Raw genomic sequence first — 25334 nt, 5'->3', positions numbered from 1 at the left:
CACGACCGACGAGGAACGCATGATGAACACCGCCCGATGGACGGCCGTGGCCGCCGCCGCACTAGCCGTCGCCCTGCTCTCGGGTTGCTCGGATGTCGAGAAGGCCCTCAATCAGGGCGGCGACACCAAGTGCAGCGATTACCTCGCCCAGAACGCCGACACCCAGCGCGTCACCATCACCAAGTTCATCAAGCAGCAGACCGGCAACGACCACGAGCCCGCCGGCACCCAGGTGGACCTCTCCATGGCTGCTGTTCAGGGCCTGTGTCAGATTCAGGCCAACAAGGACACTCCCATCAAGAACGCCAACCTCGCGGGCATCCTTCACTAGCCCCCCAAACCTCCCCTCGCGCACCCTATTTCGCCTGGCCCAGCCCCGATTTCCGTTTCTGCCAACCTCTCCGCTAATCTTGTCCAGCATCACCGGTCCGGGTGGCGGAATGGCAGACGCGCTAGCTTGAGGTGCTAGTGCCCGTATTAGGGCGTGGGGGTTCAAGTCCCCCTCCGGACACAAGGAGAGCGAGTTCCCTTGCCTTGACAAGGGAACTCGCTCTTCCTCATTCGTCGACCATTTGTTGGTGTCGTCTGCTATCCCTAGCGCTGCAATAGCCTTTCCTTGAGCCTGCTTCAGGAAAGCGACGACGAAATCGAATGTCTTCCACATAATTTCGAACGGCACTTTGGTCGAGCAGGCCTGAACACGACCTTCGTGGCCGGCCGGTATCGGCGCCGCTGCAGCCGTGACACCGTCCTAACCGTCGCGCTCCCCGATGCGGAAGGGCATGTGGGACAGGGTGCGGTGGATCATGTTGGTGAGGGTCACGATGTCGAAGACCGGGATGTGCAGTAGCTGCTGGATGGCGTGACCGTACGGCACGAGATCGGTGCATTCGATGACCAGCGCACCCATGTCGGGGTTGTCGGCGGCCAGTTGGGACACTTCTTCGAGGACTTCCGCACCGAGGCGGTCTGCGTCGAGGTTGTTACGGCGGCCTTCGAGGATGACCTCGCGAAATTCCGGGTGCCCGGCCATTCCCGTGACACAGATCGGCACGGACTCGCCGCCGATGGCTTCCAGATGGCGGCGGGTGAGGGCCTGTTCGTCGGCGACGAGCAGGCCCACGGTGCGATCAGCGGCGAGCATGCGGTGGACCATGGGCAATTGGATGAGGCTCGAGCTGTAGAGCGGGACTCGGACGGAATCGGCCAGCCGCTGCTGGAACAGGACCAGGAATCCGCAGGCGGCGGCGATCGCGTCCGCGCCTTCGGATTCGAGCTTGCGGGCGGCGTCGATGAACGGCTCGAGCAGGGTCGGATCCGCCTCGCTCACCACCCGGCGCGGGGTCGCACCGGCGACGACCTGGTAGACGACCGGGAAGTCGAAGGTCGCCGGATTGCGGATGTGGCCGGGGAGCTTGGTGAACGCCGTGTCGAGACACAGGACACCGATCCTCACGTCCGTTCTGTCTGTCATGCCGTCGCCGCTTCAGGTGGGTGTGCCGAAACGATTCGGCCGCAACGGGATCGGGTCGGTGAATGGCTGTTCACCCGCCAGGAGCTGACCGACGAGTTCACCGCCGGCGGGCGCGAGCCCCATGCCGATATGGCCGTGTCCGGCGGCGACGAGGAGGTTGCGGAGATCACCGGCGGGACCGATCAGGGGCAGGCTGTCCGGGGTGCACGGCCGCAATCCACTCCAGCTCTGCAGGATCGCTGTCTCCTCCAAGTCGGGCAGGAAGTCGCGCACGGCGCGCCGCAGCGCCCGTAGCCGGTGTTCGGAGACCGCGCAGCTCATCCCGGTCAGCTCGAGCTGTCCGCCGATCCGCAGCCGGTCACCGAGCGGGACCATCGCCACTCTGGCTTCGCTCAGCAGCACCGGCAGCCCGGGCGCGCTCGGCGGCATGGCCACGGTGAGGCTATGGCCTCGGATCGGTTGCAGCAGCAGATCCATTCCCGCCATGCGGGCGCACTCGGCGGTCCATGCGCCCGCCGCGATGACCACATTGCCGGGGCGTAGCTCCCCGCGAGTAGTGTTGAGCCGTACGATATTCCGATCCCGTATGCCGAAACCGGTGACCTCGATGTGCTCGCGGATCTCTACGCCCGCACCGCGCAGGACCCGGCCGAATTCGACGAGGAATTCCGGGACGCGCAGATATGCACCCTCGGGGTTGTACAGTGCGCCGTGAATATCGAACGTCGTCTTCGGCGCGAGCTCGTCGAGCTCACCGGATCCGAGGACCCGCAGCGGCACACCACCGGCAACAGTGCGCGCCACGGTCCGGCTCGCCTCGTCGAAGCCCGCCGGGGTCTTGAAAGCCAAAACGATGCCCGGTGACTCGAACAGAGCGGCCATGTTCTCCGAAGCGCACAGCTCGAGCAGGATCGCGAGGCTGCGCCTCTTCATCTCGATCAGTATCCGGAATCCGTTCGCCGCGGCATCGGCCGAGCAGGCGCGCCGGAAATGCCGTAGCCAGTGTGACAATTCGGCGTCCAGGCGCGGCTCGATGTACCAGGGCGCGTCAGGATCCGTCGCACCCGGAACGGCGATAGCGAGCATGCCGGGTTCGGCCAGGGGTGCGGCACCGTGGGTGCCGACGAATCCCGTGTTGCCGGCCGAGCACGATTGCGGTCCGCCCAGCGCACCGCGCTCGAGCACCGTGACAGTCGCCCCGCGCCGACGCAACTGCTGCGCACAGAACAGGCCGACGACTCCCCCGCCGATGACCACCACATCCGGGTCCTCGCGGACGGGGGTTCCCTCCTCGAGCGTCATGAGCGCGACCTAGACGCTGACGACGAAGAAGTTCGTCGGCAGATTGACCACGACCCGCTCGTAGATCTCGGCCTTCAACGCGATCCCCGGCTCGGTGAAGGTGCCCGCGGGCGGCTCGGCGAATCGGATCACCGAACGTCCCGCGTCGAAAAGCTGTGCGCCGTGGCCGAAGTCGCCGACGATGGCGGTCCCCGGTTCGACCAGCCTGGTGCGGACGATGAACACACCGTTCTGTTCGAGGTCGTCCATCAGCCGACCGCTGCCCATGGCACGGTAGTAGTCGACCGGGTTGATGATCATGCCGTCGGCGGTGCCGCCCATCTGCTCGATCTCGTTGCAGGCGCGCAGGATTGTCGAGGTGAAAGGTCCCCGCTCGGTCATCCGCTCGATCTCGGCCATGTTCAGCAGTCCGCCCTCGCCGCTGATGATGGTGTGGTTCTCGGCGGTGCACAAGCGCACGATCAGGCGGTAATTGAGGAAATTCTCGAAGGTGTCGGGGTCCTTCCACAGATCCGGCGGGACCTGCACCCACGCCGTGGTGGTGAGCAGCTCCGGAATCGGCGACTTGTGGAATCTGCTGGCCAGCTCGCGCCGGACATCCGCGCCCACAATGGAGGTGTCGCCCGGAGCGGGGGCGCTCTCGTGCCAATAAAACTGGCGTGGATCGCGCGACAGGTCGATGGTCTTGAGCATATTGCGGGCCGGATTGCGGGGTTTGCGCCGCGAGCTGGTCAGGGAATCGGTGATTGTCACGTCGTATTCGACCGCTGCGTCCAGCCCGTGCTGCCCGCAGGCCTCGACGAACATCCGGCCCGGCGACAACTCGTGTTTGCGGTCCGCAACGACCTGCGCCAGGGTCTGTTTGATCGAATCTGCCTTCAGCATGTCCCCTCCTGGGAAACGGTGTAATGCGATGAGGACGCGCCGAGCACACTCGAGCCGCCGTCGATCAACTGGACGGTGCCGGTGATGTAGCCGGCCCGTTCGCTGGCCAAAAACGCTGCCAGTGCGGCGATTTCGTCGGGCTTGGCGATGCGGCCCACCGCGGTCTTGCTGCCGACGGCGGCCAACTCCGCCTCGATCCGCCCGTCCGCGGAGCCCTGCGCCAGGACCCGTTCCAGCAGCGGAGTGTGAGTCGCGCTCGGCGCGAGCACATTGACGGTCACGCCGTCGCGCCCGACGTCCGCGGCGAGGGCCTGCGCGAACCGCACGATCGCCGCCCGGCTCACTCCGGACAGGGCCAGTCCGCCGATGGGGACCACCGCGGTCTCCGATGCCACCAGAAGTACGCGGCCCCACCGCGCATTCCGCAGGTGCGGCAAGGCTGCCAACGCCAGCTGGACCGCGGGCATCAGGACCGTCTCGACCGCCTCCCGGTACGCGGATGCCTCGAAGGCCGTCGCGCTCCCGGTGGGCGGTGTGCCGCCGCTGACGGCGACGATGTGGAGTCCGCCAAACTCCGCGGCGACCTCGTCGACCCAGCGGAGAGCCGCTTCGGGGTCGGCGATGTCCACGCGTGTTGCGTGGACTCGCCCCCGTGCCATCGCTGTGATCGCGCGTTCGGCGGCGGCCAGCCGTCCCGGGTTGCGGGCTCCGATGGCGACATGCGCGCCCTCGGCGGCCAGCTCCTCGGCGATCGCCAGCCCGATGCCGCTCGAACCGCCCGCGACGAGTGCGACCTTGTCCCTCAGCCCCAGATCCATTGTCGCTCAACCTCTCCCATGTCGACCGCGGATCAGATACCCGTACCGGATCGCCAGCGGCCAGGACAGCGCCGCCACCGTCGCCCTGGCCGAGTTCGGCAGCGCGCCGCGCCACGAGTCGTCGGTCGGTCGGATGACGGTGACGCCGGTGTTGAACCGGTCCGGGTTCCCGGTGACCGTGTGATTGGCGTGCAGCTCGATCGTCCGGTCGGTCATCGGGTTGGCCCCCGGATCGATCTCGCACAGTCGCAGCACCGTGTCGAGCGTCCCCGCCGGATCGGCGATGAAGTCCTCATATCGCAGGAACAGTGACCGTCGCGGATACCGGCGGCCGATCGCGTGCGACGCGAGGTTGAAGCCGCTCCAGTAACCGGTGCTCTTGCCCGCCGACATGGCGTACACGTATTCCTTCGGCTTGCTCCATGATTGGGCTACGGCTCGGGGATCACGCACCAGGTGCAGGTAGTACGGGGTGATCCCGTCGAGGTACGACAGCAGCGCCGCCTCCCCCGGCATCTTCGAGGTATCGACGATCAACCGCGACCGGCTGCGTTCGGCAATGGCGCGGTAGACCTGGGTCAGCAGGTCCGCATGCGCGCGCATCGGCTCATTGCGCAGGCCACGCCCGAGCACCTGCCACGTGTGCCTGGTGCGGACGTAGCCGAGTTGGTGCCGAATCACCGTGTCCGCGTGGTCTTCCAGGGTGGCCCCGTCGGGCCTGCCGATCGGCAGGATGGTGGACCAGAACGGGCAGTCGACGAGCTTGTGCCCGCAGCCGCACAGCTCATTGACGCCGCGCCCGGCGGCGTTCTTCCACAGGAAATGCAGTTCCCCGACGTGGAATACGCCCGGAATCTCATTGAGGATGTTGCCGAGGATGGTGCTGCCGTTGCGGCACCATCCGGTGACGCACAGGACCTTGACCGGGGGCGCGCTGCTCATCTGCCGCCTCCTCTCTCACTGGTTGGTGGCCGATTGCCGAATCGTGTAGGCCATGACCGCGGCGGTGAACGCGCAGCCCGCGCCGACCAGATACACGGCGGGATAGCCGAGCCCGCTCGCGATGGCACCGGTCGCCGGGCCCCAGACGAACAGTCCCAGATCCCAGAACGAGGTGTAAGCCCCCAGCGCCGCACCCTGTTTCGAGCTCTCGGCCTTGTTCATGACCATCAACGCCAGCGAAGGGTGCAGCAGTGAGAAGCCGACACCCATGACGATGACGCCCAGCACCGCCACCGGCAGGTTCGGCGACCACGCGACGATCAGCAGCCCGGCGGCCTCGCCGATACCAGACCAGGTGCCCACGCGCCGCGGTCCGAGCTGGTCCGGCAGCTTTCCGATGACCAGCCGCGTACCCGCGTACACCGCGCTGAAGACGGCCAAAACGACCGCGCCGGAACCGATCCCGCGCACTTGCAGGTCGCGGATGATGAAAGCGGCCAGCCCCACATAGCCCGCCGCGGCGAGGGCGAGGGCCAGACCGGGCAGCGCCGCGGGCTTCAGCATCAACCCGGGACCCCTGCTCGACCGCGCGACCTCCGGCTCGGGCCCGGCAACCGTGATCAGGGCGAGTCCGGCGAGCGGCGCGACCGCGCACAGCGCCCACACCGCCCCGATCCCGAAGTGCCGCAGGGCCGCACCGAGCGCCGTCCCCGCCGAGATGCCGCCCCACATGGCTACCCCGTAGAGCCCGATGAGCTGGCCGCGCCGATCATGTGGCGCGAGTGTGACGGTCCAGGCCGCACCCGCCACGAACAGCGCGGCCTCGCCGACACCTACCACCAGCCGCACCACGATCAGCCCGGCCAGGCCGAGCGGCAGAAAGTACAACAGCCCGCCGACCGCGATGGCGAGCGCGCCGAACCGCATGACCTGCCGATAGCCGTGCCGGTCGGCCAGCCCGCCGAACACGGGCCGGGTGAGCAGCGCGGTCAGGGCGGTGGCCGTCACCACGAGCCCCACGCTCAGATCGCCCGCGCCGAACCGGTCGCGAACATGGTCGGGCAGCGCCGGAATGGCCGCGGACAAGCCGAGATAGCCGCAGAACAATCCGCCGAACACCCCGGCGAGCGCGAGCCGCGGCAGCGTTCCGGTGTCGGGTGAGGCCGTCATGGTCGCCAAGCCCACGAGGAATTCGCGTCGACCTCCGTCGTCGTCAGGGCGGCCGCGACCTTCCGTACCGCGGCGACCAGATCATCGCAATCCGCCCGCGACAGCGTCGAGGACAGCGGAATGTCCACGGCCCGTTGCAGGTTGCGGGTCGCATTGGGCAGGGATGCTTGCACGGCGGCGGTGTCCTTGCCGCCGAACAGGAATCGCCAATTCCAGAAGGCGCGAATATTGTGATCGGTGTCCGAGCCGAGGTTGCGCGCCTCGATACCCTCCTGGCACAGCGCACGCGCGAACCACTGCGCGCGACCCTCGGCAACCTGGAAGATGAAGGCCTCGCCCAGATACGCGCCCGGCGCCACCGGCTGCCGGATTCGAATGCCGTCGAGGTCGGCCAGCTCCGCGGCGACATAGTCGTAATTCTCGCGGAAGGCGGCCAGCCGGATCGGCAGCCGTTCCAATTCGGATCGCAGCAGCGCGGCCCGGATCTCGTCCATGCGGAAGCTGTACAGCGGCAGCTCCAGATCGGTGGCCAGCGGCGATCGTCCGTCGGCGAAATGCCGCCGCAGCCGGCCCTCGTATGCGCCGGAAAGCACGGTGGCCCGGGCGAACAGGGTACTGTCATCGGTAATGAGGAAGCCGCCCTCTCCGCTGTTGAGCGACTTGTCCGACTGGGTGCTGAATGCGCCCGCCAGGCCGAAGGTGCCGAGTTTGCGCCCGTTCAATTGCGCGCCGAGCGCCGGGACAGCATCCTCGAACACCGGAACGCCCTGCTCATCCGCGAATCGGAGCAACGCACCCATATCCCCGGCGAAGCCACGCATGTGCACCACCACGATCGCCCGGATTCGCGGTGTCCACCGCCGGCGCAGATCGTCCACGTCGAGGTGGAGGTCCTCGTCGGCGTCGACCAGGAACGGCGTGCATCCGGCGAGCAGAATGGCACTGGGTGTGGCGGCGAAAGTGAAACCGGGACAGGCGATCAGGTCTCCCGGTTCGACTCCGGAGGCCATGATCGCCAGCGCCAGCGCGGTGGTGCCGCTCGAGGTGGCCAGCGCGTGTGCGCTCCCGAAGTAGCGGCACAGTTCCGCCTCGAATCGTGCGCACTCGGTCTCATGCGGCGGGCGATGGTCGTATCGGAAATAGAGATGGCTGCGAATCGCGCGCAGCGCTGCTTCCTCGTCCTCAGGATGGACGCACACCGCGCCCCGGTCATAGGTCGGCCAGGGTATGCGCCGTACCGGATCACCGCCGTTCAGGGCCAGCCGCGCACCAGGGGCCGGCTGCGTGTCCGGTGCCGTCGGGGCCGATGCCGAATCATCGATCACATTGTCCGCCATCATATTCAAGGCGCCGACCGACCAGGGATCGGCGGTACTTGCCTGCTTGCCTGCCGAGACTCCCAGAACCGGGAACCTCGGTGAATGTGCAAGGCACGCTACGCCGAACCTGCGGGATTCATGACCGAAATATCGTTAAGTTCTGGTCACGCGTCCGAAACTGGCGGATATCCGCAATCGTCTGTGCCCCAACGGAATCAGTGCTTCACTGAGTACAGGCGGCCATGCATGACATGAGTGTGGCCGCCGGATACGCGGTGCGAGTGGCTGATTCGCCACATCGAAAGACAGCAGGCCCTTCTTGCGATCTTGAATCCGTTGCGCAGCAATAGTTGTCGGGCAACGCATGTGTCCCTGTCGCCCGTGCCGAGCCTTGGACGAGGGTTCGGTTGCGAACCAACCGGTCCCGGCTAGTCCGCTTCGATCATGCTGTTGCACAACTGGTTTCCCGTGTTCGATCACCGTGGCGCGGACAATGACGGAAATGTACGACTACAGCGTCGGGCGGGCGTAGAAGGCGCGGGCGGTGGAGTTGAGCTCGAAGACGTCGAGGGTTGCCGTGCTGTGGAGGCGTAGCGCGTGGGCGACCAATTGCCTTCCGATGCCTGATTTTTGGACGCCGGGGTCGGCGAACAGGTCACCGATCTCGGCATCGAGCATCCCAGCAGCCCAACCACACCCCGGTTCGAGAGTTCGACGACGCAGTTATCGGCGTGGACGAGATAGATCTCGCGAAGCCCGCGCTCTCGCTCCCCGGTGCCGAGGGGATGTTCCAGCGCGTTCAGCAGCTGCCCGACGCGGCACCGTCGACCGGTAACCCGGCCAGTGTCCATTCCAGCATTCCTTCGTCGAGACGTTTCACTGCGTGCCCGGACTGCTGAGCGATACGGATCGCGTCGGGTGCCATGACGCAATAGGCCCCGCGGCAGTAGGCGACGATCTCGCGATCGGCGGGCAATTCGGCAAGGCGGGCAACCAGTTCGGCAACGGGGACGCTGATGGCGCCGGGAATATGACCCGCGTCGTATTCCTCGCGCGGGCGAACGTCGATGAGGGTGATCTCCCCGGCGTCACGGCGGCGGATGAGTTCATCGCGGGTGATGGTGTCCTCGGGTGCACCGAGCACGGCGGCCGCTGCGACAGCGACGTCGGCCAGGTGGGCTTGGGCCACGGTCTGCACCAGCGCGAACAAGCGGGCCACATCGGTTCCGGCGAGCCGGTAGTACTGGCGAGTGCCGTCGCGGCGCGCTTGCACCAAGCCGCCGGCCTTGAGTGAATGCAGATTCGCCGAAGCCGTGGTCAGGTTCATGCGGGTCGCGGTGGCGATCGCTTCGACGGTGCGCTCACCTTGGGCGAGCAGGTCCAGGATCTGCAACCGTCGGCCGTTGCCCAGCGCCTTGCCGACGCGGGCGATCTCATCGAACAGGGCGGCGTTGCGATCGATCGACTCACTCACGCTTGCTTCTCCAATACTCTTTGGAATAGCGTATTCCATAGTTCCTTGGAACAACATCGAACATGGCGATTGTATTCGCCACCGACTTGCCCCGCCGACCGGGAGCGGATCTACCAGGGAGAACGCGAGTGAACTATCTCTTCGTGCTGCACGAGCGGCCCTACGGTCCCGAACGCTGCAACGGCCTGCTCTGGACGCGGCAGAAGCTCGAGGCCGGAGACGCGGTGCGGGTGTTCAGGAGGAAACGAGAAGCCATGTGGAACTCGGTAATGGCTTGGTGGCCAAGGGTGAAGCCAATTTCCTGGCACCACCGGCCCCGCAGGTGAACCTGCGGGAGCCGCCGGTGGCCTACCACCGGGACAACGAACAGCAGGGGCGAGACTGGTTGGCTCGCTGGAACATTCGCTCCTGACCCATCGCCGGCCACTTCACCGGAGTGCGCCCGGGCCATCAACACCAGGAAAGACCTCTCGTGTCGCACAGCGCCGCCGCCACCATCTCCAGCCCTCACCTTCCCGATACCGTCCGCGCCCAACGTCGTGTCCTGACTGTGCTGGTGTCCGCGCAGATCCTCAGCGGCGCCGGGCTGGCCGCAGGGATCACCGTCGGCGCACTGCTGGCCCAGGACATGCTCGGCTCCACCAGCCTGGCCGGCCTACCCAGCGCCCTGTTCACCGCCGGCTCAGCGCTCGCCGCCGTCGCCGTGGGCCGGCTGTCCCAGTCCCGCGGCCGCCGCCCCGGCCTGGCCGCGGGCTACTTCACCGGCGCGATCGGCAGCCTTGGTGTCATCGCCGCCGCCGTCGCGGAGAACCCGGTGATGCTGTTCGTCGCGTTGTTCGTCTACGGCGCGGGCACCGCCACCAACCTGCAAGCCCGTTACGCCGGAGCCGATCTGGCCACCGCTTCGCACCGTGGCCGTGCCGTATCGACCGTGCTGGTGGCCACCACCCTCGGCGGTGTCGTCGGCCCCAACCTCGCCGCCCCGACCGGCACACTGGCCCGAGCCGTAGGAATTCCCTACTTGGCGGGACCTTTCCTGCTCGCCGCGCTGGCCTACGGCTTGGCCGCGCTGGTGCTGGCGATGTGGCTGCGCCCGGACCCGCTGTTGTTGGCGCGGCAGATCGGCGCGACGGACTCCATCGCCGCGCCGAGCACCACGGAGATCTCGTCCGCTGACGGTGCCGGCAAGGCTATTGCCTCCGGTGGATTCGTGATGGCGCTGACGCAACTGGTGATGGTGGCGATCATGACCATGACGCCGGTCCACATGCTCGCGCACGGCCACGACACCGCCGCCGCCGGGGCGGTGATCGCCATCCACGTCGGTGCCATGTACCTCCCCTCCCCCGTGACCGGATGGCTCGTCGACCGCTACGGCCGCCTGCCCGTCGCCGCCGCATCCGGTGTGACGCTCCTCGCCGCGGGAGTACTCGCCGGCCTCGCACCCGGCGACCAGGTCGCTCTGCTCGCGCTGGCACTGGCCCTGCTCGGGCTGGGCTGGAACCTCGGACTCGTCGCGGGCACCGCGATCATCACCGACACCGTCACGCTGGCCACCCGGGCGAAAACCCAAGGCGCCGTGGACGTGTCCATCGCCATCGCCGGAGCCACCGGCGGCATGGGCTCCGGACTCATGGTCGCCGCCACCAGCTACCCGACACTGGCACTCGCCGGTGGTGTCCTCGCGCTGGCGGTCGTCCCGGCCGCCGCGTACTCCGGCCGTCCCGGGACAACGCCCGTCCCCTCGCCGCACAGCTGACCTGGGTGGCCGCCCTCGATGCCCGGAGTACCCGAACCGGCCCCGCTCGGCTACCTCGTCGTTCGCCCGCCGCGCGCACAGCTCGGTCGATCAGGCGCTGGCCTCGTCGTGGCCGGTCGAACGCAAGGACCACACGACGCGACCGTCGAAGCGATTTTGGGTGGTCTGCCGTCGATGACGGTTCGGTTCATCCTGGGACAAGGCGAGGGCCAGCATTGCGGTGGAGGTGAAGTCTGTCGAGGGTTCCAGGTCTGCGCTGAACCGGTGTGACCGCGAATTCTCCTAGACTGCACAAGGTTTCGACCGACCGCACGGTAGTTAATGTCCAGCTTTTGCGTATCGGTGTGTGCTCGATGGTTGCGCGATAGGCTTTGGAGGTGCCGGTAAGGGGATGGCACCGAAGCTGTGTCGAATATTCAGGTGTGGTTGTCGAACATCGCGTGGGGCCACACCTCGGGGATCCGCGTCTCGGGGTATCGATGTGGTGCATGAGCCTTTCGAGGATCTGATCGTCGATCCGGCCGAACGGAGCCGCACGGCGCTCGCCGGGGCCGCGGCCCGTTTCGAGCGGGCGTGGGCGGCGTCGGGGTGTCCTCCCGACCTGTCGGCGTATCTGCCGGTCGCCGATGCCGAGCGGCGGGCGGTGCTGGTGGAGCTGATCAAGGTCGATCTCGAGAACCGCTGGGTGCGGCATCATTTTCCCAAGCGTCTGGCCGAGTATTGCGAGCAGTACGCCGAACTGCGCAGCGGCCCATTGCCTGCGGACCTGGTCTATGAGGAGTACCACGCCCTGCGTCGCGGCTCTCAGCCGGTCGCGGCGGCGGAGCCGACGGAAGCCGGGGCTGCCGAGCCCGAAGCCACGGAGGTCGGTCGGCCTCCGGCCCAGTTGGACACCACCGCTTATCGCAGCACGATGGTTGCTCGCCCGAGTGCGCAGGTTGCCCTGGGGGCCATCAATCCGGGGGACCGGGTGGGGGACTTCGATCTGCTGGCGATGATCGGGGAGGGCACGTTCGCTCGCGTGTATCTGGCGCGGCAGCGCTCGATGCAGCGGCTGGTCGCGGTCAAGATCTCGCACAACCACGGCACCGAGCCGGAGACCCTCGCCCAGCTCGACCACGAGTACATCGTGCGGATCTTCGACCAGCGACTGATCGCCGACGGTGAACTCAAGCTGCTCTACATGCAGTACCTGCCGGGCGGCACGCTGCTCGACGTGCTGAATCGACTGCGATCGACCCCGGTGCAGGCCCGCAGTGGGCAGGTGCTGCTCGATACCGTCGACGGGGTACTCCAGGACAAGGGCGAGGTTCGTGCCACCGATTCGGCGGTGCGGGCCCGGATCGCCGCGATGACATGGCCGGAAACGGTTGCCTGGCTGGGCCGCCGGCTTGCCGACGCGCTCGGGCATGCCGCCGGACGCGGGGTGCTGCATCGCGATATCAAACCGGCGAACGTGCTGCTCAGCGCCGACGGTATACCCAAGCTCGCCGACTTCAATGTCAGCTTCAGCCAGCACATCCGGGGCACCAGCCCGCTGGCGTACTTCGGTGGGTCACTGGCCTACATGTCGCCCGAACAGCTCGAGGCGTGTCATCCGGAGCTGCCGGGGACCGCCGGTGACCTCGACACGCGCAGCGACATCTACGCGCTGGCCGTGATGTTGTGGGCGTTGCTCACCGGGCGGATCCCGTTCGCGGACGAGGAATTCGCCGGCATGTCGGAGACGTCGCTGGGCCGCATGCTCGAGCTGCGCCGCCGGCCCATCGATCCGCGGTACCTGTCCGATGTTCCCGCCGATTGCCCCGCGGCGCTGCGGCAGGTGCTGCTGACCTGCCTGTCACCGGACCGCGAGCACCGGTACGGCAGTGGATCGGAATTGGCCCTGCAGTTCGATCTGTGCCTCGACGCGCGGGCCCGAGACCTCGTCTACCCACCGGAGAACAGTTGGCGCGCACGGCTTTCGCGCCATCCCGTCCCGATCCTGTGGCTCGCCGCATTGGTCGGCGTCGGCCTGGCGTTGGTCTACCTGTCCGGGCAAAACCTGCAGCTGATCAACGCGCGTCTGTCCGCGGCAACCAACGCGCAGCTCACGCGGCTCACGACGATCTTCCATCTGATCGCCTGGCCGCTGGCCATCGTGAGCTGGTCCTATGTGTCGCGACATCTGATCGCGGTGCCCCGCGGCCTGCGCAAGGGCAGACGCTACGACGAGGCGATGCTGGCCCGCGTCCGATCACGCACCCTGCTCTGGGGCGACCTCGACGCGATGATCATCCTTGTGTTCTGGACCATCGCCGCGGGAGTCTCGGTGACCATGCTCGGCACGGAAGCCGGCCTTCCGCCGCGGCTGATGGTCCATTCGGCGGCGATCGTGCTGGTGTGCGGCGCCATCTCGGTCTCCTACACGTTCTTCCTTCAAACGTTCTACATCGTGCGGTGCGTGTACCCGATCTACCTGCGCCACGGTCGCACGACGGCTCGCGATGCCGTCCACCTGCGCGCACTACGCCGCAGAAGCACGGTCTACCTCGGCATCGCCGCATCGGTCCCCCTGGTCGGCGTCTTGACCGGATTCATCAACCTCGAGCCGGCCGAGCGTCCGCTCGTCCTGAATTCGGTGCTGTGGTTGTGCGCGGTCACGGGGCTCGCGTTCGCGGCCGCATATTGGGTGTTCCGAAAACTGGACGCCGACCTGCGGGCCCTCGAGAGCGTCGTCGAGAAGCGATCGGGTGTCGAGGTCACATGAGAACTCTCGAGCCCGTGGACACGCCTCGCTGAACGCCACGGCATGAGCGGATCGCCCAGTATCATTCCGTACGCCCGCCCCGCACGACAGGGGAGTCGCCGTGGAGTCGGACCGCCAAGCCCTGCTCGGATTTTCGCGACGCACCGTGCTCGGCGGCGCACTGGCAGCGGGAATGTCGACAGTCTTCGGAGTCTCTCCGGTGCACGCCACACCGGTTTCACATCCCCGCTCGCGGGTGGCGATTCTCGGCGGTGGGGTCGCCGGGCTCACCGCCGCGCACGAACTGATCGAACGCGGCTTCGAGGTGACCGTCTACGAGCGCAGGGCACTCGGCGGAAAAGCCCGCAGCATGGCCGTGCCCGGAACCGGAATGCCCGGCCGCGCACCCCTTCCCGGCGAACACGGGTTCCGATTCTTCCCTGGCTTCTACCGCAACGTGACCGACACCATGCGGCGCATCGGATTCCCCGGAAACCTGAATGGAGTGTGGGACAACCTGGTCGACGCCCGGCAGGTGAAGCTGTCGCGGCAAGGCGCCCCCGATATCACGGTGCCGGGACTCCGCGATCTCGCCACGATCACACCCGACGACCTGCGCGAGTCACTCGCTGCCGCAGCCCGGGAAGCCGCCGACCTTCCCGCATCGGAGTCGTCGTATTGGGCTGGGCGCATGTTGGTGTATCTCACCAGTTCCGACGCCCGCCGCCTCGGACAATGGGAAGAAACACCCTGGACGAGCTTCATCGGCGCGGATACGCGATCGCCGGAGTACCGGACGGTGCTGTCCAGGCTGCCCACCAGAAGTCTGGTCGCTGCCAGGGCGGACCTGGCCAGCACCCGCACGATCGGCAGCATCAGCGAGGCGTTCTTCAACCTCGCGCTGGGCAACGGCAAGGACGGTGAGGCAGACCGGGTGCTGAACGGCCCGACCAGCGAGACGTGGATCGACCCGTGGGTGCGCCAACTCACCGATCTCGGTGTCCGATTCGAGGTACCGGCTACGGCGACCGGGTTCGATGTGCGCGGTGGCCGGATTGCGGTCGTCACCGTGGCCGATCGGACAGGCTACGAAACTCCGATCGAGGCGGACCATTTCATCTGCGCGCTCCCGGTGGAGAAAGCCCGCCGACTGTGGACGCCGGAGATTCTGAGCTTGGATCCCGGCCTCGCCGCGATGGACAACTTGTTCGTCGATTGGATGAACGGGATCCAGTTCTACCTGCGCCACCCGGCCAGGCTGTGCGAGGGGCACATCGCCTTCGTCGATTCGCCGTGGGCACTGACCGGGCTGTCACAGAACCAATTCTGGGCTCGCAGCCTCGGCGACCATTACGGCGATGGTGAGGTACAGGATTGCCTGTCGGTCGACATCTCGGACTGGGAGACCCCCGGCATGTTGTACGACAAACCCGCCAAGCAATGCAATCCCGAGGAGATCGCCCGGGAGGTATGGGCGCAGATCGGCGCGCACGTCAACGACACGCGGGTGCTACTGCCGGACGACGACCTGCATTCGTGGTTCATCGACCCGGGTATCGCCTGGCATCCCGGCCCCGGACTCAATACCGACGACGATCCGCTGCTCATCAACACCGCCGGCTCCTGGCAGGACAGGCCGAATTCGCAGACCGCAATCGCGAACCTCTTCCTCGCAGGGGACTACGTGCGGACGAACGTCGATCTGGCGACCATGGAGGGCGCCAACGAATCCGCCAGGGCGGCAGTGAATTCCCTGCTGGACGCTACGGGATCGAATGCCGAGCGCTGTGATATCCACCCCCTTTATCAAGCCCCGGAACTCGAGCCGCTGCGTGGGATCGACGAACAGCGCTACCGTGACGGGCTGCCCAATATGTTTGATATCGGGTAAACGCTAGGAGCCCAGTGCGGCAGCCATGCCACGCTCGATGGCTGCGACGTTCTGGGGGCGTAGCTCAGCCGCGCGGATGATCGAGTGCACCGGAATCGACCTCGCGGGCGCACGTGATGGTGTGTATCGCTTCGAACTCGGCGGCGACCTCGCCCAGTTTGTCCGAACACACCGCGGCCTGCCGGGCGACTAGGTCGACTCGCAGCCGGCCCTTTCGGCGCCATCGTCGGCGATCCGCTGCTCGAGCTCGCGAACGTCCGCCGCGGCCGACTCATCCTGGGAGGCACCACGACCGGGCACACCTGCTCGCGGGTGGTCAGGATTTGGTGGCGTGGTGGTAGCCCTCGGTGAAGAAGGCGAACAGGGCGTCGGCGGTGCCCAGGGCGGTGAGGGTGTGTGCTGCGCCGAAGGATTCGTTCCAGAAGGGGCCCGTGTGGGGGTCCCAGGGGCCGATGTAGGCGTAGGGCTCGGGGATGTGGGGGTCGCCGGGTGAGACGCCGAAGTTGATGCGGTCCGCGGTGATGCCGAGGTCGAAGTGTTCGGGCCAGAGGACGGGAGTCTCGGCGGGGTTCAGGCGGCGGAGGGCTCGGTCACCCCAGTCGAAGGCTCGGGCGATGGTCTGGGCGTGGTCGAGGTCGACGTGGATGGTGTCGGTGAGGGTGCAGCCGGAGCTGTCGGAGTAGAGGTCGGCGGGGGCGCCGGCGTCGATGCCGGCGTGGGAGGCCAGTTCGGCAAAGGTTGTGCCGCTGAGCTTTCCGGCCACCAAACCGTCGACCAGCAGCAGGTCGCCGTCCACCGCGATCGACGGGGCATGGATCGTGCTGAATCCGCCCGGGGCTGGGCGCAACTTGATCGTGCCGTGGGCGCGGTACTGCGGGCCGGCCATCAGCAGTTCGGCCACACCATGGAGACTGCGGCGGGTGCGGGTGTAGTCGCCGGATTCCATAGGACTGTCCTTCCTCCGGGGCCGTCGAGGGACAGGGTCGAGAATATTCCACGGATCTTGCCCGATGCGGTCAGCGGGTGGCGAGAGGGTGGCAGGCGATGAGCTCGGTGCGGGCGATGCCCGACTCGCGGTGCTGGTGGATGCGCTGGTATTCGGGAGCGGTCACCATGTCGAGAAATGCTCGGCGGCTGGGGTATTCGACGAGCGCGACGTAGTCCCACTCGGCGGCGCCGATCAGGGTCTGTCGCGGTTCGCCGTGCCACAGGAGGCGGCCGCCCTGCTGTGCGACCAGGGCGAGGACGGCGGCGCCGTAGGCCGCGTATTCGGTGCGGTCCTGGAAGGTGATCAGGTTCAGCATGACCACGGGGCCCTCGTCGGTGGCGGCGGCGAAGCGAGTGAACTGATCGGGGTCGGGCGTGATCGACATCGGGTGGCTCTTCTTTCGGCGGCCCGCTCAGCCGGTGAGCAGGCTGGTGAGGACTGAGGTCACCGCGGCGCGGGCGGCGGTGACCGACAGGGACTGATGGCGGCGTAGGACGTCCCAGGCTTCCCAGGAGCAGAGGGCGTAGGCGGACTCGCGGGCCGGGGGGTCGAGATCGGCGAGCTCGGGCAGGTGGGTGCGCAGGTGGGCGCGCAGCGCGGCGCGGCTCTCGTCCAGTCGTTCGGACAGCACGACGGATTCGTGTTCACGCAGCAGGGCGGCGCGGCGGGTGCCCGCGACACGCTCGAACAGTTCGGCCCGCAGTGCGACCACGCGATCGATGCGATCGTCCAGTCCGCCGCTGACAGGTTCCATCAGCAGTACCCAGTGCCGGGCGGTCTGTGTCTGTGCGGCATCGAGATACAGCGTCTCCAGGTCGCGGAAGTGGTGATACACCGAGCGGGTCGCGACTCCCGCGCGTTCGGCCACCGCCTGCGCGGTGGGCTGCAGATTGCCCTCCTCCATCAGCGCCAGCGCGGCGTCGAGTACCGCCTGACGGTTCTTGGCTCCACGTGCGGTCCGTCCGTCCATCATTGGCAACCCTACACACGCGGAAGGGTAGTTGCACGCCGCATGCAACAAAATTATCGTCGGCCTCATGCACGCATTGCGGACACCGGACGAGCGGTTCGCCGCCCTGCCCGACTTTCCCTTCGAACCCCGCTACCTCGAGGTCGAGGCGGGCGACGGCAGCGATTCCCGGCTGCGGTTGCACTACCTCGACGAGGGCCCGCGCGACGGCGAGATCGTGCTGCTGCTGCACGGCGAACCGTCCTGGAGCTTCCTGTACCGCCACATGATCCCGGTGCTGGTGGCGGCCGGGAAACGCTGTGTCGCACCGGATCTGATCGGTTTCGGCCGCAGCGACAAGCCCGCCGACCGCGCCGACTACACCTATGCCCGCCACGTCGAATGGGTACGCGAGGCGCTGTTCGATCACCTGGACCTCTCGGGTATCACCCTGGTCTGCCAGGACTGGGGCGGGCTGATCGGCCTGCGGCTGGTCGCCGAGCACCCCGACCGCTTCGCCCGGGTGGTGGTCGCCAATACCGGCCTGCCCACGGGTGAGGCGAAACTGACCGATGCCTTCGCCGCCTGGCAGCGGTTCTCCCAGGAGACACCGCAATTCCCCGTCGGCGGCATCATCGTGGGCGGCTGCCGCACCGAGCTGTCCCCCGCGGTGGTGGCCGGATACGACGCCCCGTTCCCCGACGAGACCTACAAGGCGGGCGCGCGCGCCTTCCCGATGCTGGTCCCCACCCGCCCCGACGACCCGGCCGGCCCCGCCAACCGGCGCGCGTGGGAACAGTTGGCGCACTTCGGGAAACCGGTGCTCACCGCCTTCTCCGACGGTGATCCGATCACCGCGGGCGGCTATCGCCCCTTCCAGGAGCGGGTGCCCGGCGCGGCCGGTCAGCCGCACATCACGATCACCGGCGCCGGTCACTTCCTGCAGGAGGACCGCGGCCCGCAGCTCGCGACGGTGGTGGCCGAGTTCATCGCCGCCACCCCGGCTCCCGACACCACCGGAGGATCCACGAAATGATCAGCAGGCGAGGATTTTTCGGCACCGGAGCGATGGCCGGCGCCACCGCCGCGGCGGTCGCCGCCACCGGCCCGGCCGCCGCGACCCCGCGACGCATGGACAACCATCCGGACCGGCCCAATATCCTGGTGGTCCTGGTCGACGAGATGCGCACCCCGATGTGGTTCCCAGAGCAGTCGGTGCTCGACACCATCCTGCCGAACATCGCTGCGCTGCGGAACAAGTCGGTCTCCTTCGAGCAGCACTACACGGCCGCCAACGACTGCACGCCGTCGCGCGGCGTGCTGGTGACAGGTCTGTACTCGCATCAGACCGGCTGCCTGTCGACCTCGCAGTCGGAGCTGGCGGCGGGCTTCCCGACCTGGGGGTCCATGCTGCGCGAGCAGGGCTACCGCACCACCTGGTGGGGCAAATGGCATCTGGGCCACTACGCCGACACCACCCCGGGCGGCCTGGACCGCTACGGATTCGACGGCGGCACCTACCCCTCGCCCAACGGCGCGCCCGAACAGGGCCTGCAGATGGACGGGCGCATAGTCGACCAGTTCGTCGACTGGTTCAATACCGATGCGGGACAGGGTCCCTGGTGCACGACGGTGTCACTGGTCAACCCGCACGACATCCAGTGGTGGCCGCGCTGGACGCGACGCACGCTGGCGTTCAACAACATTCCGCGCTGGATCAACGACCTGCCGGGCAATTTCGAGAGCCTCGAACAGCTGTCGCGCAAGCCGCGGCTGCAGAAGGCCCTGGTGGAGGTCTCGGCGGTGACCTTCGGGCTGGCGCCCTACGGCACGCCCGGGGCCGATCAGGAGTGGATCGACATGCGCAACCTCTATCTCTGGTTCCAGCAGCAGGTCGATATCCAGATCGGGCGCGTGCTCACCGAATTGGCGACCCGGCCGGAGGTCGCCGCCAACACCGTGGTGGTGTTCACCTCCGACCACGGTGACTACGCCGGTTCGCACGGCCTGCACGGCAAGGGCGGCGGCGCCTACGACGAGGCCATTCGCGTACCCCTGTTCATCCACGATCCACGCGGTCAGCTCACCCCCGCACCCGGCACCCGCGATCAGCTGACCTCCAGCGTCGACCTGGCCGCGCTGCTGCTGACCATCGGCACCGGCGGCAACGGGTGGCGGGCCGAGGACCGCTACGCGCACCTGGCCGGGCGGCACGATATCGCCGCCGTCGCCGCCGATCCGGGCGCACCCGGCCGGCCGTGGATCCTGCACACCACCGACGAGCATTCCATCGAGGAGGCGGCCGTCCGGTTCAACGACGACGCACCCGGTCACGTGATCGCACTGCGTACCGCGGACGCCAAGTTCGTCCGCTATTCGCACTGGGTGCCGGGCTCCGCGCAGATCGACCCGGCCGAGCAGGAGGAATACGAGCTGTACGACTATTCGACCGGCGACGGGCAACTCGAGCTGGACAATGTCGCGGCCATCGGCGGCGGCCTGCGCGACACCATGAGCCGGTTGCACGACGAAGCGGTCAGCACCGAACTGCACCAGCCGCTACCCTCCTACCTGCAGCAGGCCCAGCAGGACGGATGGAACGATTACAACACCCAGACCGCGAAACCCTTCGGGGAGCAGCTCTTCGACTTCCTGCAGGACGGTATCGGTGCGAAATAGCGTGCGGGGCAACCTCGTCACCGGCGCTGCCGCCGGGTTGCTCGCCACCGTGGCCGGTAGCGCGGCCGCCGTCCCGATTCCCGCGGTACCGGGGTCGCCGCCCGGATTCATCGGCAATCCGGCTGTGGCACAGCCGGTCACCGATGTGCCGCCGGTGCCGCAACATCCCCATCTCGCGCCCAACGGCAGCTCCGGCATCCACGACGACGGGTGGATGAGCAACACCAGCACCCGCCCGGGACCGCTCGGGCACGACCCCCGCGTGGTGTCGGCGGTGATCGGCGGAGAGTGCGGGTCGATCACCTTCGACCGGGCCGGCCGCATCGTCACCACCTGCATCGGCCCGTCCCCGGCGCTGTACCTGCTGGACCCGGTCACCTTGAATGTGCTGGGCCGCAGCGCGTTACCCGGTGATCCGGGCGCGTTCCTGCGGCCCGGTGCCTTCGGGAACTTCACCGGCGGCGCCTACTTCTATCTGGACAACGACGATCGCGCGGTGATCGCCTCCCGCGACGGCCACATCCGGGTGTTCGCCGAGAACGCCGGCGGCGACGGTTTCACGCTCGCGCACGACTACGACCTGAGCGGTGTGCTGCGGCCCGGGGAGACCTTCAACTCGGCGCTGCCCGACAGCAACGGGCTGCTGTGGTTCGTCACCCGGACCGACGGTGTGGTCGGCACCCTCGACCTGAACACCGGTGCCGCACAGGTGATCCGGCTCGGCGACGGCGCCGAGGGCGAGATCGAGAACTCCTTCGCCGTTGGCAATGACGGTGATGTGTACATCGCCACCAACCGCGAGCTGCTGCGTTTCGATGCCGGGCCCGGCGGCGCACCCGCCGTCACCTGGCGGGTCACCTACGCCAACAGTGGACAGCGCAAGCCCGGCCAGGTCGACGACGGCACCGGCACCACACCCACCCTCCTGTCCGGCGGCTATGTCGCCATCACCGACAACGCCGACCCGATGAACGTCGTGGTCTACCGCACCGCTCCCGGGGCGGCGCAGCGGCAGGTGTGCGCCGTGCCGGTGTTCGAGGCGGGCGCCAGTGATACCGAGAACTCGTTGATCAGCGCGGGAAACGCGCTGATCGTCGAAAACAATTACGGCTACACCGGTCCCGAGGCCGCCTTGCTGGGCAAGACCACCACCCCCGGCTTCGCCCGCATCGACATCGACCCCGACGGCAATGGCTGCCACCAGGTGTGGACCAACACGATCGAGGCCGCACCGACCGTCGTGCCCAAGCTGTCGCTCGCCACCGGTCTGATCTACACCTATACCAAGGGCACCGAGGCCGGCGATCCCTGGTACCTCACGGCCCTGGATTTCCGCACCGGAGCGACGGTGTGGAAGCAGCTCACCGGCACCGGCCCCGGGTTCAACAACAACTACGCCGGAATCGCCATCGGCCCGGACAGCACCGCCTATCTCGGTGTGATCCCGGGCCTGATCGCAGTCCACGACGGCTGAGCGATCGAGAGCCGCTGCACGGCAACGGCTCTCGATCCACGGGCACGTCTCAGGTGTCCGCCACCGCCGCCCACGGGTTGACCGGCACCATGCCGACCGCGTGCCCCGAGCTGTCCAGCAGCCGCCCCCACGACTTGAACGCCCGCAGCACGAGGCGCTGGTCGATGACGACCGCATCGGTCAGCGCCGTAGCGATCCGGCCGAGGATGGCGCCCAGGTCCGCGATGCGATGCACCTGGGCCATGACCATGATGTTCGCCCGCCCGACCGTGGACAGGCAGATCCGGGTTTCCGGCCAGGAGGCGATCTCGGTCCCCGCCGCGTCCAGGTCCCGGTGCGGAACCGACAGCCAGAGTACGTACTCGGTCGGCCAGCCGCCCGCGCCGCGCGCGAAATCGGTTCGGAAGGCCAGCATTCCGCGGCGGACCAGGGCATCGAGCTGCCGGCGCACGAGATGCTCGGAGGTGTTCAGCTCGCGGGCCAGATCCCGGTACCTGGCCCGGCCGTCGTGCTGGAGGGCGAGGAACAGGTCCCGGTCGCCGGGCTCGAAAGTGCGGTAGCGCATCGCTTTTCGCGACTCGCCACTGCCCTCCTCGGCAACCGACCGCTGCTGATCGCTGTCGATCGCGCCGAGCCGCCAGTGCACGCCGCTGTGCCACTGCAGCGCCACGGTGGAGCGTGCCCGTGCGATGCCCGGCACCGCGGGCAGCCGCTCGAGCAGGAGGATGCTCAAGGCCGCCGGGCTGTCGGCCAACACCAGGGTGTGCAGGTCGAAATCGCCGTCGGTGCCATAGACACTCATGACCTGCGGGATCGAGGCGAGTCCGGCGGCGACGGCCGCGGCCCGGCCCGGCTGTGCCCGCACCTCGCACACCGCGCCGACCAGCGCAACCTGCGGGCCGGGCACCGACGACACCCACGCGCGCCCGGATTCCGACAGTCGCTGCCACCGGCGGGCGGCCGTGGCCGCCGAAACCCCGAGTGCCGGGCCCAGCCGTTCGAAGCTGACCCGGGGGTTGGCGTGCAACGCGTCGAGCAGCATCAGGTCGACCTCGTCGAGGTTGCTCTCCCGCACCACCCATGTCCATTCCGTCGATTTCCCGCAGCAGATGTACCCATTGTGCGACTCCCCCGCAATGTCAGGGACAGGCAGCTGGCCTGCCGTTCACTGAGGACATGAGCGAATCGACGACGGGCGTCACGGTACCGCTGGCCCGCTGGGTCGAGCAGTTGACGCCCGAGCAGATCCCCGAGCGGATGCGGACCCGCGCCAAGCACCTGCTGCTCGATGGTGTGGCGTGCGGTCTGGTCGGCGCCCAGCTGCCCTGGTCCCGAGTCGCCACCTCGGCGGTACTGGACCTGGAGAGCACGGGCGCGGCGACCGTGATCGGAACCGGTGCCACCACCAGCGGGCCCGCCGCGGTTCTGCTGAACAGCACCTTCATCCAAGGCTTCGAGCTCGACGATTTCCATCCGCTCGCGCCCCTGCACAGCACCTCCCTGATCCTGCCGGTCCTGCTCGCGACCGCCCAGCAGCTCGGCGGGGTCTCCGGCGCCACGGCCCTGACCGCCGCGATCGCCGGGTTCGAGGTCGGCCCGCGCGTCGGATTGGCCCTGCACGGCTCGGAGATGCTCTCTCGTGGCTGGCACAGCGGCCCGGTCTTCGGAACCCACACCGCCGCAATGGTTGCCGGAAAGCTGCGGGCGCTCGCCGCCGCCCGGCTCGAGGACGCGCTCGGCATGGCGGGCACCCAGTCCGCCGGTCTGATGGCGGCCCAGTACGAGGCGATGTCCAAGCGCATGCAGCACGGATTCGCCGCCCGCAACGGCTATTACGCGGCCGGTCTGGCCGCTGCCGGGTACACCGGGATCAAGCAGGTCTTCGATCGGCCCTACGGCGGCTACCTGTCGGTCTTCGGCGAGGGCCACGACCCGGACCCCGCCCAGGTGATCGCCGGTCTGGGCGAGAACTGGCACACCGAGTTCATCATGGTGAAGTCGTATGCGGCCCAGGGCGGACTGCACGGCACCGTCCAGGCGGCGCTGGAGCTGCGCGCCCGCCACCACATCGACCCGAAGTCGGTCGCGCACATCGAGATTCGCGTCGGCCACACCGTCTACCACCATGGCTGGTGGGAGCCGGAACGGCCGTTGACGGCCATCGGCGCGCAGATGAATCTCGGCTATGCCGCGGCGGTCGCGCTGCTCGACGGCCAGGTGCTGCCGCCGCAGTTCACCCCTGCCCGGCTGGACGCCGACGATGTCTGGGAGCTGCTCGGCAAGGTCGAGGTGAAACTGGACGAGAACATCCAGAACGGCCCTGTCCACGAACGTTTCGCCACCGAACTGGCGATCACCCTCACCGATGGCACGGTGCTCGCACAGCGGATCGTCCAACCGCACGGCGGCCCCGCCGACCCGGTCACCGACGACGAACTCGTCGCCAAGTACCGCTCCCTCGTCGGTCCCCTGGTCTCGCCCGATCGGCTCGACGCCATCCAGCGGGCAGTGCTCGGCATCGACGAGCTCCCCGATCTGCGCGAGCTGGCCGACCTGCTCGCCGCGCCCGTCGCCGGGGCCCTCGACAACCTGGAACAGGATCCCCACCGATGACCACCCCATCGCGGGCGCGACTACGCGCCGCCCTCTCCGACCGTGCCGAAATCACCGTCGCCCCCGGCGTATTCGACGGCCTGTCCGCCTCCCTGGTCCGCCGGCTGGACTTCCCCGCCGCCTACCTGACCGGCGCGGGCGTCGCCGCCAGCGGTTTCGGACTCCCCGACATCGGGCTGGTGACCCAGACCGAAATGGTCGAGCGCGCCCGGATGCTGGTGCGCGTCCTCGGCGACATCCCGCTGCTCGCCGACGCCGACACCGGATACGGCACCGCGCTCAATGTGGTTCGCACCGTGCGCGAATACGAGGCCGCCGGCGTCGCCGCGATCCAGCTCGAAGACCAGGCCTTCCCCAAGAAGTGCGGGCACCTGCCCGACAAGGAGCTGATCGAGGCCGGGGAGTTCGTCACCAAACTCACCGCCGCACTGGAGGCGCGCACGGATCCGGAGCTGGTCGTCATCGCCCGCACCGACGCCCGCGGCCCGCTCGGTATCGACGTCGCCATCGGCCGGGCCAACGCCTACGCGGCGGCGGGCGCCGACGTGGTCTTCGTCGAGGCGCCGCAGGGCACCGCCGAGATCGAGCGCATAGCGCGGGAGGTGTCCGCTCCCCTGCTCATCAATCTCGTCCTGGGCGGCCTCACCCCGATCGAATCCGCCACGCGCCTGCGGGAACTGGGCTATTCGATCGCCATCCACCCCTCGCTCCCGCTGGGCGCCGCGGCGTACGCGATGCTCACCGGCCTGGCCGAACTCGCCGGCCGCGATCCCGGGCCGCTGCTGCCCGCGAAACCTGCCGAGTTCTTCAACCTCGTCGGTCTGGCCGAATGGTCGGAGCTGGGCGAACGCTACCGTGAAGGAGCCTGA

The 25334-nt window shown here is 68.0% G+C and carries 23 protein-coding genes and 1 tRNA gene; 11 read left to right on the top strand and 13 right to left on the bottom strand.

Annotated features, from left to right (window positions below; all coding sequences use genetic code 11):
• Positions 1 to 22 precede the first annotated feature (22 nt).
• Together ACFXKA_RS23225 and ACFXKA_RS23220 are read left to right on the top strand one after the other, a co-directional pair.
• Positions 23 to 331, top strand: coding sequence for a hypothetical protein (locus tag ACFXKA_RS23225; RefSeq protein ID WP_379428857.1), 309 nt, complete (start codon positions 23 to 25; stop codon positions 329 to 331).
• 95 nt (positions 332 to 426) lie between these two features.
• Positions 427 to 511: transfer RNA gene (locus ACFXKA_RS23220), tRNA-Leu, on the top strand.
• 240 nt (positions 512 to 751) lie between these two features.
• On the opposite strand, the gene ACFXKA_RS23215 is transcribed toward ACFXKA_RS23220, so the two are convergent.
• The 9 genes from ACFXKA_RS23215 to ACFXKA_RS23175 form a co-directional block, all read right to left on the bottom strand.
• Positions 752 to 1456, bottom strand: coding sequence for an aspartate/glutamate racemase family protein (locus ACFXKA_RS23215; protein WP_379428856.1), 705 nt, complete (start codon positions 1454 to 1456; stop codon positions 752 to 754).
• A 30-nt stretch (positions 1457 to 1486) separates the two neighbouring features.
• Positions 1487 to 2776 carry an NAD(P)/FAD-dependent oxidoreductase gene (locus ACFXKA_RS23210; RefSeq protein ID WP_379428855.1) on the bottom strand — a complete coding sequence of 430 codons (1290 nt, stop codon included), beginning with the start codon at positions 2774 to 2776 and terminating at the stop codon, positions 1487 to 1489.
• Between the two features lie 9 nt (positions 2777 to 2785).
• Complete coding sequence (locus ACFXKA_RS23205) at positions 2786 to 3661, bottom strand: family 3 encapsulin nanocompartment shell protein (protein ID WP_379428854.1); 876 nt, start codon at positions 3659 to 3661, stop codon at positions 2786 to 2788.
• Positions 3655 to 4479: an SDR family NAD(P)-dependent oxidoreductase gene (locus tag ACFXKA_RS23200; RefSeq protein WP_379428853.1), complete on the bottom strand. Its 825-nt coding sequence runs from the start codon at positions 4477 to 4479 to the stop codon at positions 3655 to 3657. The genes ACFXKA_RS23205 and ACFXKA_RS23200 overlap by 7 nt, the downstream gene beginning before the upstream one ends.
• A gap of 6 nt (positions 4480 to 4485) precedes the next feature.
• Entirely contained in the window at positions 4486 to 5421 is a 936-nt protein-coding gene (locus tag ACFXKA_RS23195; RefSeq protein WP_379428852.1) for a sulfotransferase, read from the bottom strand.
• Between the two features lie 15 nt (positions 5422 to 5436).
• Entirely contained in the window at positions 5437 to 6591 is a 1155-nt protein-coding gene (locus tag ACFXKA_RS23190; protein WP_379428850.1) for an MFS transporter, read from the bottom strand.
• Positions 6588 to 7916, bottom strand: coding sequence for a DegT/DnrJ/EryC1/StrS family aminotransferase (locus ACFXKA_RS23185; protein WP_379428849.1), 1329 nt, complete (start codon positions 7914 to 7916; stop codon positions 6588 to 6590). The genes ACFXKA_RS23190 and ACFXKA_RS23185 overlap by 4 nt, the downstream gene beginning before the upstream one ends.
• 504 nt (positions 7917 to 8420) lie before the next feature.
• A complete protein-coding gene (locus ACFXKA_RS23180; RefSeq protein ID WP_379428947.1) occupies positions 8421 to 8633 on the bottom strand; it encodes a GNAT family N-acetyltransferase in 213 nt (70 codons plus the stop codon).
• Positions 8634 to 8709: 76 nt separating this feature from the next.
• Positions 8710 to 9423: an ArsR/SmtB family transcription factor gene (locus ACFXKA_RS23175; RefSeq protein ID WP_379428946.1), complete on the bottom strand. Its 714-nt coding sequence runs from the start codon at positions 9421 to 9423 to the stop codon at positions 8710 to 8712.
• A gap of 217 nt (positions 9424 to 9640) precedes the next feature.
• Between ACFXKA_RS23175 and ACFXKA_RS23170 the strand changes: the two genes are divergently transcribed.
• The 4 genes from ACFXKA_RS23170 to ACFXKA_RS23155 all read left to right on the top strand — a co-directional run bounded on the left by ACFXKA_RS23170 (position 9641) and on the right by ACFXKA_RS23155 (position 15762).
• Entirely contained in the window at positions 9641 to 9796 is a 156-nt protein-coding gene (locus tag ACFXKA_RS23170; RefSeq protein WP_379428848.1) for a hypothetical protein, read from the top strand.
• A gap of 60 nt (positions 9797 to 9856) precedes the next feature.
• On the top strand, positions 9857 to 11143 hold the full coding sequence (locus ACFXKA_RS23165) for an MFS transporter (protein ID WP_379428847.1): 1287 nt from the start codon (positions 9857 to 9859) through the stop codon (positions 11141 to 11143).
• Positions 11144 to 11624: 481 nt separating this feature from the next.
• Positions 11625 to 13892, top strand: a complete 2268-nt coding sequence (locus ACFXKA_RS23160; RefSeq protein ID WP_379428846.1) for a serine/threonine-protein kinase — start codon at positions 11625 to 11627, stop codon at positions 13890 to 13892.
• A 100-nt stretch (positions 13893 to 13992) separates the two neighbouring features.
• Positions 13993 to 15762: an FAD-dependent oxidoreductase gene (locus ACFXKA_RS23155; RefSeq protein ID WP_379428845.1), complete on the top strand. Its 1770-nt coding sequence runs from the start codon at positions 13993 to 13995 to the stop codon at positions 15760 to 15762.
• Between the two features lie 316 nt (positions 15763 to 16078).
• Here the strand turns inward: ACFXKA_RS23155 and ACFXKA_RS23150 are convergent, their stop codons facing one another.
• From ACFXKA_RS23150 to ACFXKA_RS23140, 3 genes are all read right to left on the bottom strand, one after another.
• Positions 16079 to 16708 carry a hypothetical protein gene (locus ACFXKA_RS23150; protein ID WP_379428844.1) on the bottom strand — a complete coding sequence of 210 codons (630 nt, stop codon included), beginning with the start codon at positions 16706 to 16708 and terminating at the stop codon, positions 16079 to 16081.
• Between the two features lie 70 nt (positions 16709 to 16778).
• On the bottom strand, positions 16779 to 17135 hold the full coding sequence (locus ACFXKA_RS23145) for a DUF1330 domain-containing protein (RefSeq protein ID WP_379428843.1): 357 nt from the start codon (positions 17133 to 17135) through the stop codon (positions 16779 to 16781).
• 27 nt (positions 17136 to 17162) lie between these two features.
• The gene (locus tag ACFXKA_RS23140) at positions 17163 to 17720 is read right to left on the bottom strand and encodes a TetR/AcrR family transcriptional regulator (RefSeq protein WP_379428842.1); all 558 of its coding nucleotides are present in this window, start codon (positions 17718 to 17720) and stop codon (positions 17163 to 17165) included.
• Between the two features lie 67 nt (positions 17721 to 17787).
• On the opposite strand from ACFXKA_RS23140, the gene ACFXKA_RS23135 reads away from it, so the two are divergent.
• From ACFXKA_RS23135 to ACFXKA_RS23125, 3 genes are read left to right on the top strand one after another with little or no spacing between them, the layout of a single operon-like run.
• On the top strand, positions 17788 to 18735 hold the full coding sequence (locus tag ACFXKA_RS23135; RefSeq protein WP_379428841.1) for a haloalkane dehalogenase: 948 nt from the start codon (positions 17788 to 17790) through the stop codon (positions 18733 to 18735).
• A complete protein-coding gene (locus ACFXKA_RS23130) occupies positions 18732 to 20378 on the top strand; it encodes a sulfatase-like hydrolase/transferase (protein ID WP_379428840.1) in 1647 nt (548 codons plus the stop codon). Before ACFXKA_RS23135 ends, ACFXKA_RS23130 begins: the two co-directional genes overlap by 4 nt.
• Complete coding sequence (locus ACFXKA_RS23125) at positions 20368 to 21852, top strand: hypothetical protein (protein ID WP_379428839.1); 1485 nt, start codon at positions 20368 to 20370, stop codon at positions 21850 to 21852. The genes ACFXKA_RS23130 and ACFXKA_RS23125 overlap by 11 nt, the downstream gene beginning before the upstream one ends.
• A 49-nt stretch (positions 21853 to 21901) precedes the next feature.
• On the opposite strand, the gene ACFXKA_RS23120 is transcribed toward ACFXKA_RS23125, so the two are convergent.
• A complete protein-coding gene (locus ACFXKA_RS23120) occupies positions 21902 to 22927 on the bottom strand; it encodes an Lrp/AsnC family transcriptional regulator (RefSeq protein WP_379428838.1) in 1026 nt (341 codons plus the stop codon).
• Positions 22928 to 23028: 101 nt separating this feature from the next.
• Between ACFXKA_RS23120 and ACFXKA_RS23115 the strand changes: the two genes are divergently transcribed.
• Together ACFXKA_RS23115 and ACFXKA_RS23110 are read left to right on the top strand one after the other, a co-directional pair.
• Positions 23029 to 24465 carry an MmgE/PrpD family protein gene (locus ACFXKA_RS23115; RefSeq protein WP_379428837.1) on the top strand — a complete coding sequence of 479 codons (1437 nt, stop codon included), beginning with the start codon at positions 23029 to 23031 and terminating at the stop codon, positions 24463 to 24465.
• Positions 24462 to 25334 carry an oxaloacetate decarboxylase gene (locus tag ACFXKA_RS23110; protein ID WP_379428836.1) on the top strand — a complete coding sequence of 291 codons (873 nt, stop codon included), beginning with the start codon at positions 24462 to 24464 and terminating at the stop codon, positions 25332 to 25334. The genes ACFXKA_RS23115 and ACFXKA_RS23110 overlap by 4 nt, the downstream gene beginning before the upstream one ends.

This window comes from Nocardia sp. NPDC059228 (assembly GCF_042754245.1).
Lineage (GTDB): Bacteria > Actinomycetota > Actinomycetes > Mycobacteriales > Mycobacteriaceae > Nocardia.
Note: the sequence above shows the minus strand (reverse complement) of the source record. Positions and strands in the feature narration are given on the sequence as shown.

Bases quoted from the DNA above. Each gene is read 5' to 3' on its own strand.
- ACFXKA_RS23225 (WP_379428857.1), top strand. From the start codon at position 23: ATGAACACCGCCCGATGGACGGCCGTGGCCGCCGCCGCACTAGCCGTC.
- ACFXKA_RS23210 (WP_379428855.1), bottom strand. From the start codon at position 2,776: ATGACGCTCGAGGAGGGAACCCCCGTCCGCGAGGACCCGGATGTGGTG.
- ACFXKA_RS23205 (WP_379428854.1), bottom strand. From the start codon at position 3,661: ATGCTGAAGGCAGATTCGATCAAACAGACCCTGGCGCAGGTCGTTGCG.
- ACFXKA_RS23200 (WP_379428853.1), bottom strand. From the start codon at position 4,479: ATGGATCTGGGGCTGAGGGACAAGGTCGCACTCGTCGCGGGCGGTTCG.
- ACFXKA_RS23195 (WP_379428852.1), bottom strand. From the start codon at position 5,421: ATGAGCAGCGCGCCCCCGGTCAAGGTCCTGTGCGTCACCGGATGGTGC.
- ACFXKA_RS23190 (WP_379428850.1), bottom strand. From the start codon at position 6,591: ATGACGGCCTCACCCGACACCGGAACGCTGCCGCGGCTCGCGCTCGCC.
- ACFXKA_RS23175 (WP_379428946.1), bottom strand. From the start codon at position 9,423: ATGGAATACGCTATTCCAAAGAGTATTGGAGAAGCAAGCGTGAGTGAG.
- ACFXKA_RS23150 (WP_379428844.1), bottom strand. From the start codon at position 16,708: ATGGAATCCGGCGACTACACCCGCACCCGCCGCAGTCTCCATGGTGTG.
- ACFXKA_RS23145 (WP_379428843.1), bottom strand. From the start codon at position 17,135: ATGTCGATCACGCCCGACCCCGATCAGTTCACTCGCTTCGCCGCCGCC.
- ACFXKA_RS23140 (WP_379428842.1), bottom strand. From the start codon at position 17,720: ATGGACGGACGGACCGCACGTGGAGCCAAGAACCGTCAGGCGGTACTC.
- ACFXKA_RS23135 (WP_379428841.1), top strand. From the start codon at position 17,788: ATGCACGCATTGCGGACACCGGACGAGCGGTTCGCCGCCCTGCCCGAC.
- ACFXKA_RS23130 (WP_379428840.1), top strand. From the start codon at position 18,732: ATGATCAGCAGGCGAGGATTTTTCGGCACCGGAGCGATGGCCGGCGCC.
- ACFXKA_RS23115 (WP_379428837.1), top strand. From the start codon at position 23,029: ATGAGCGAATCGACGACGGGCGTCACGGTACCGCTGGCCCGCTGGGTC.
- ACFXKA_RS23110 (WP_379428836.1), top strand. From the start codon at position 24,462: ATGACCACCCCATCGCGGGCGCGACTACGCGCCGCCCTCTCCGACCGT.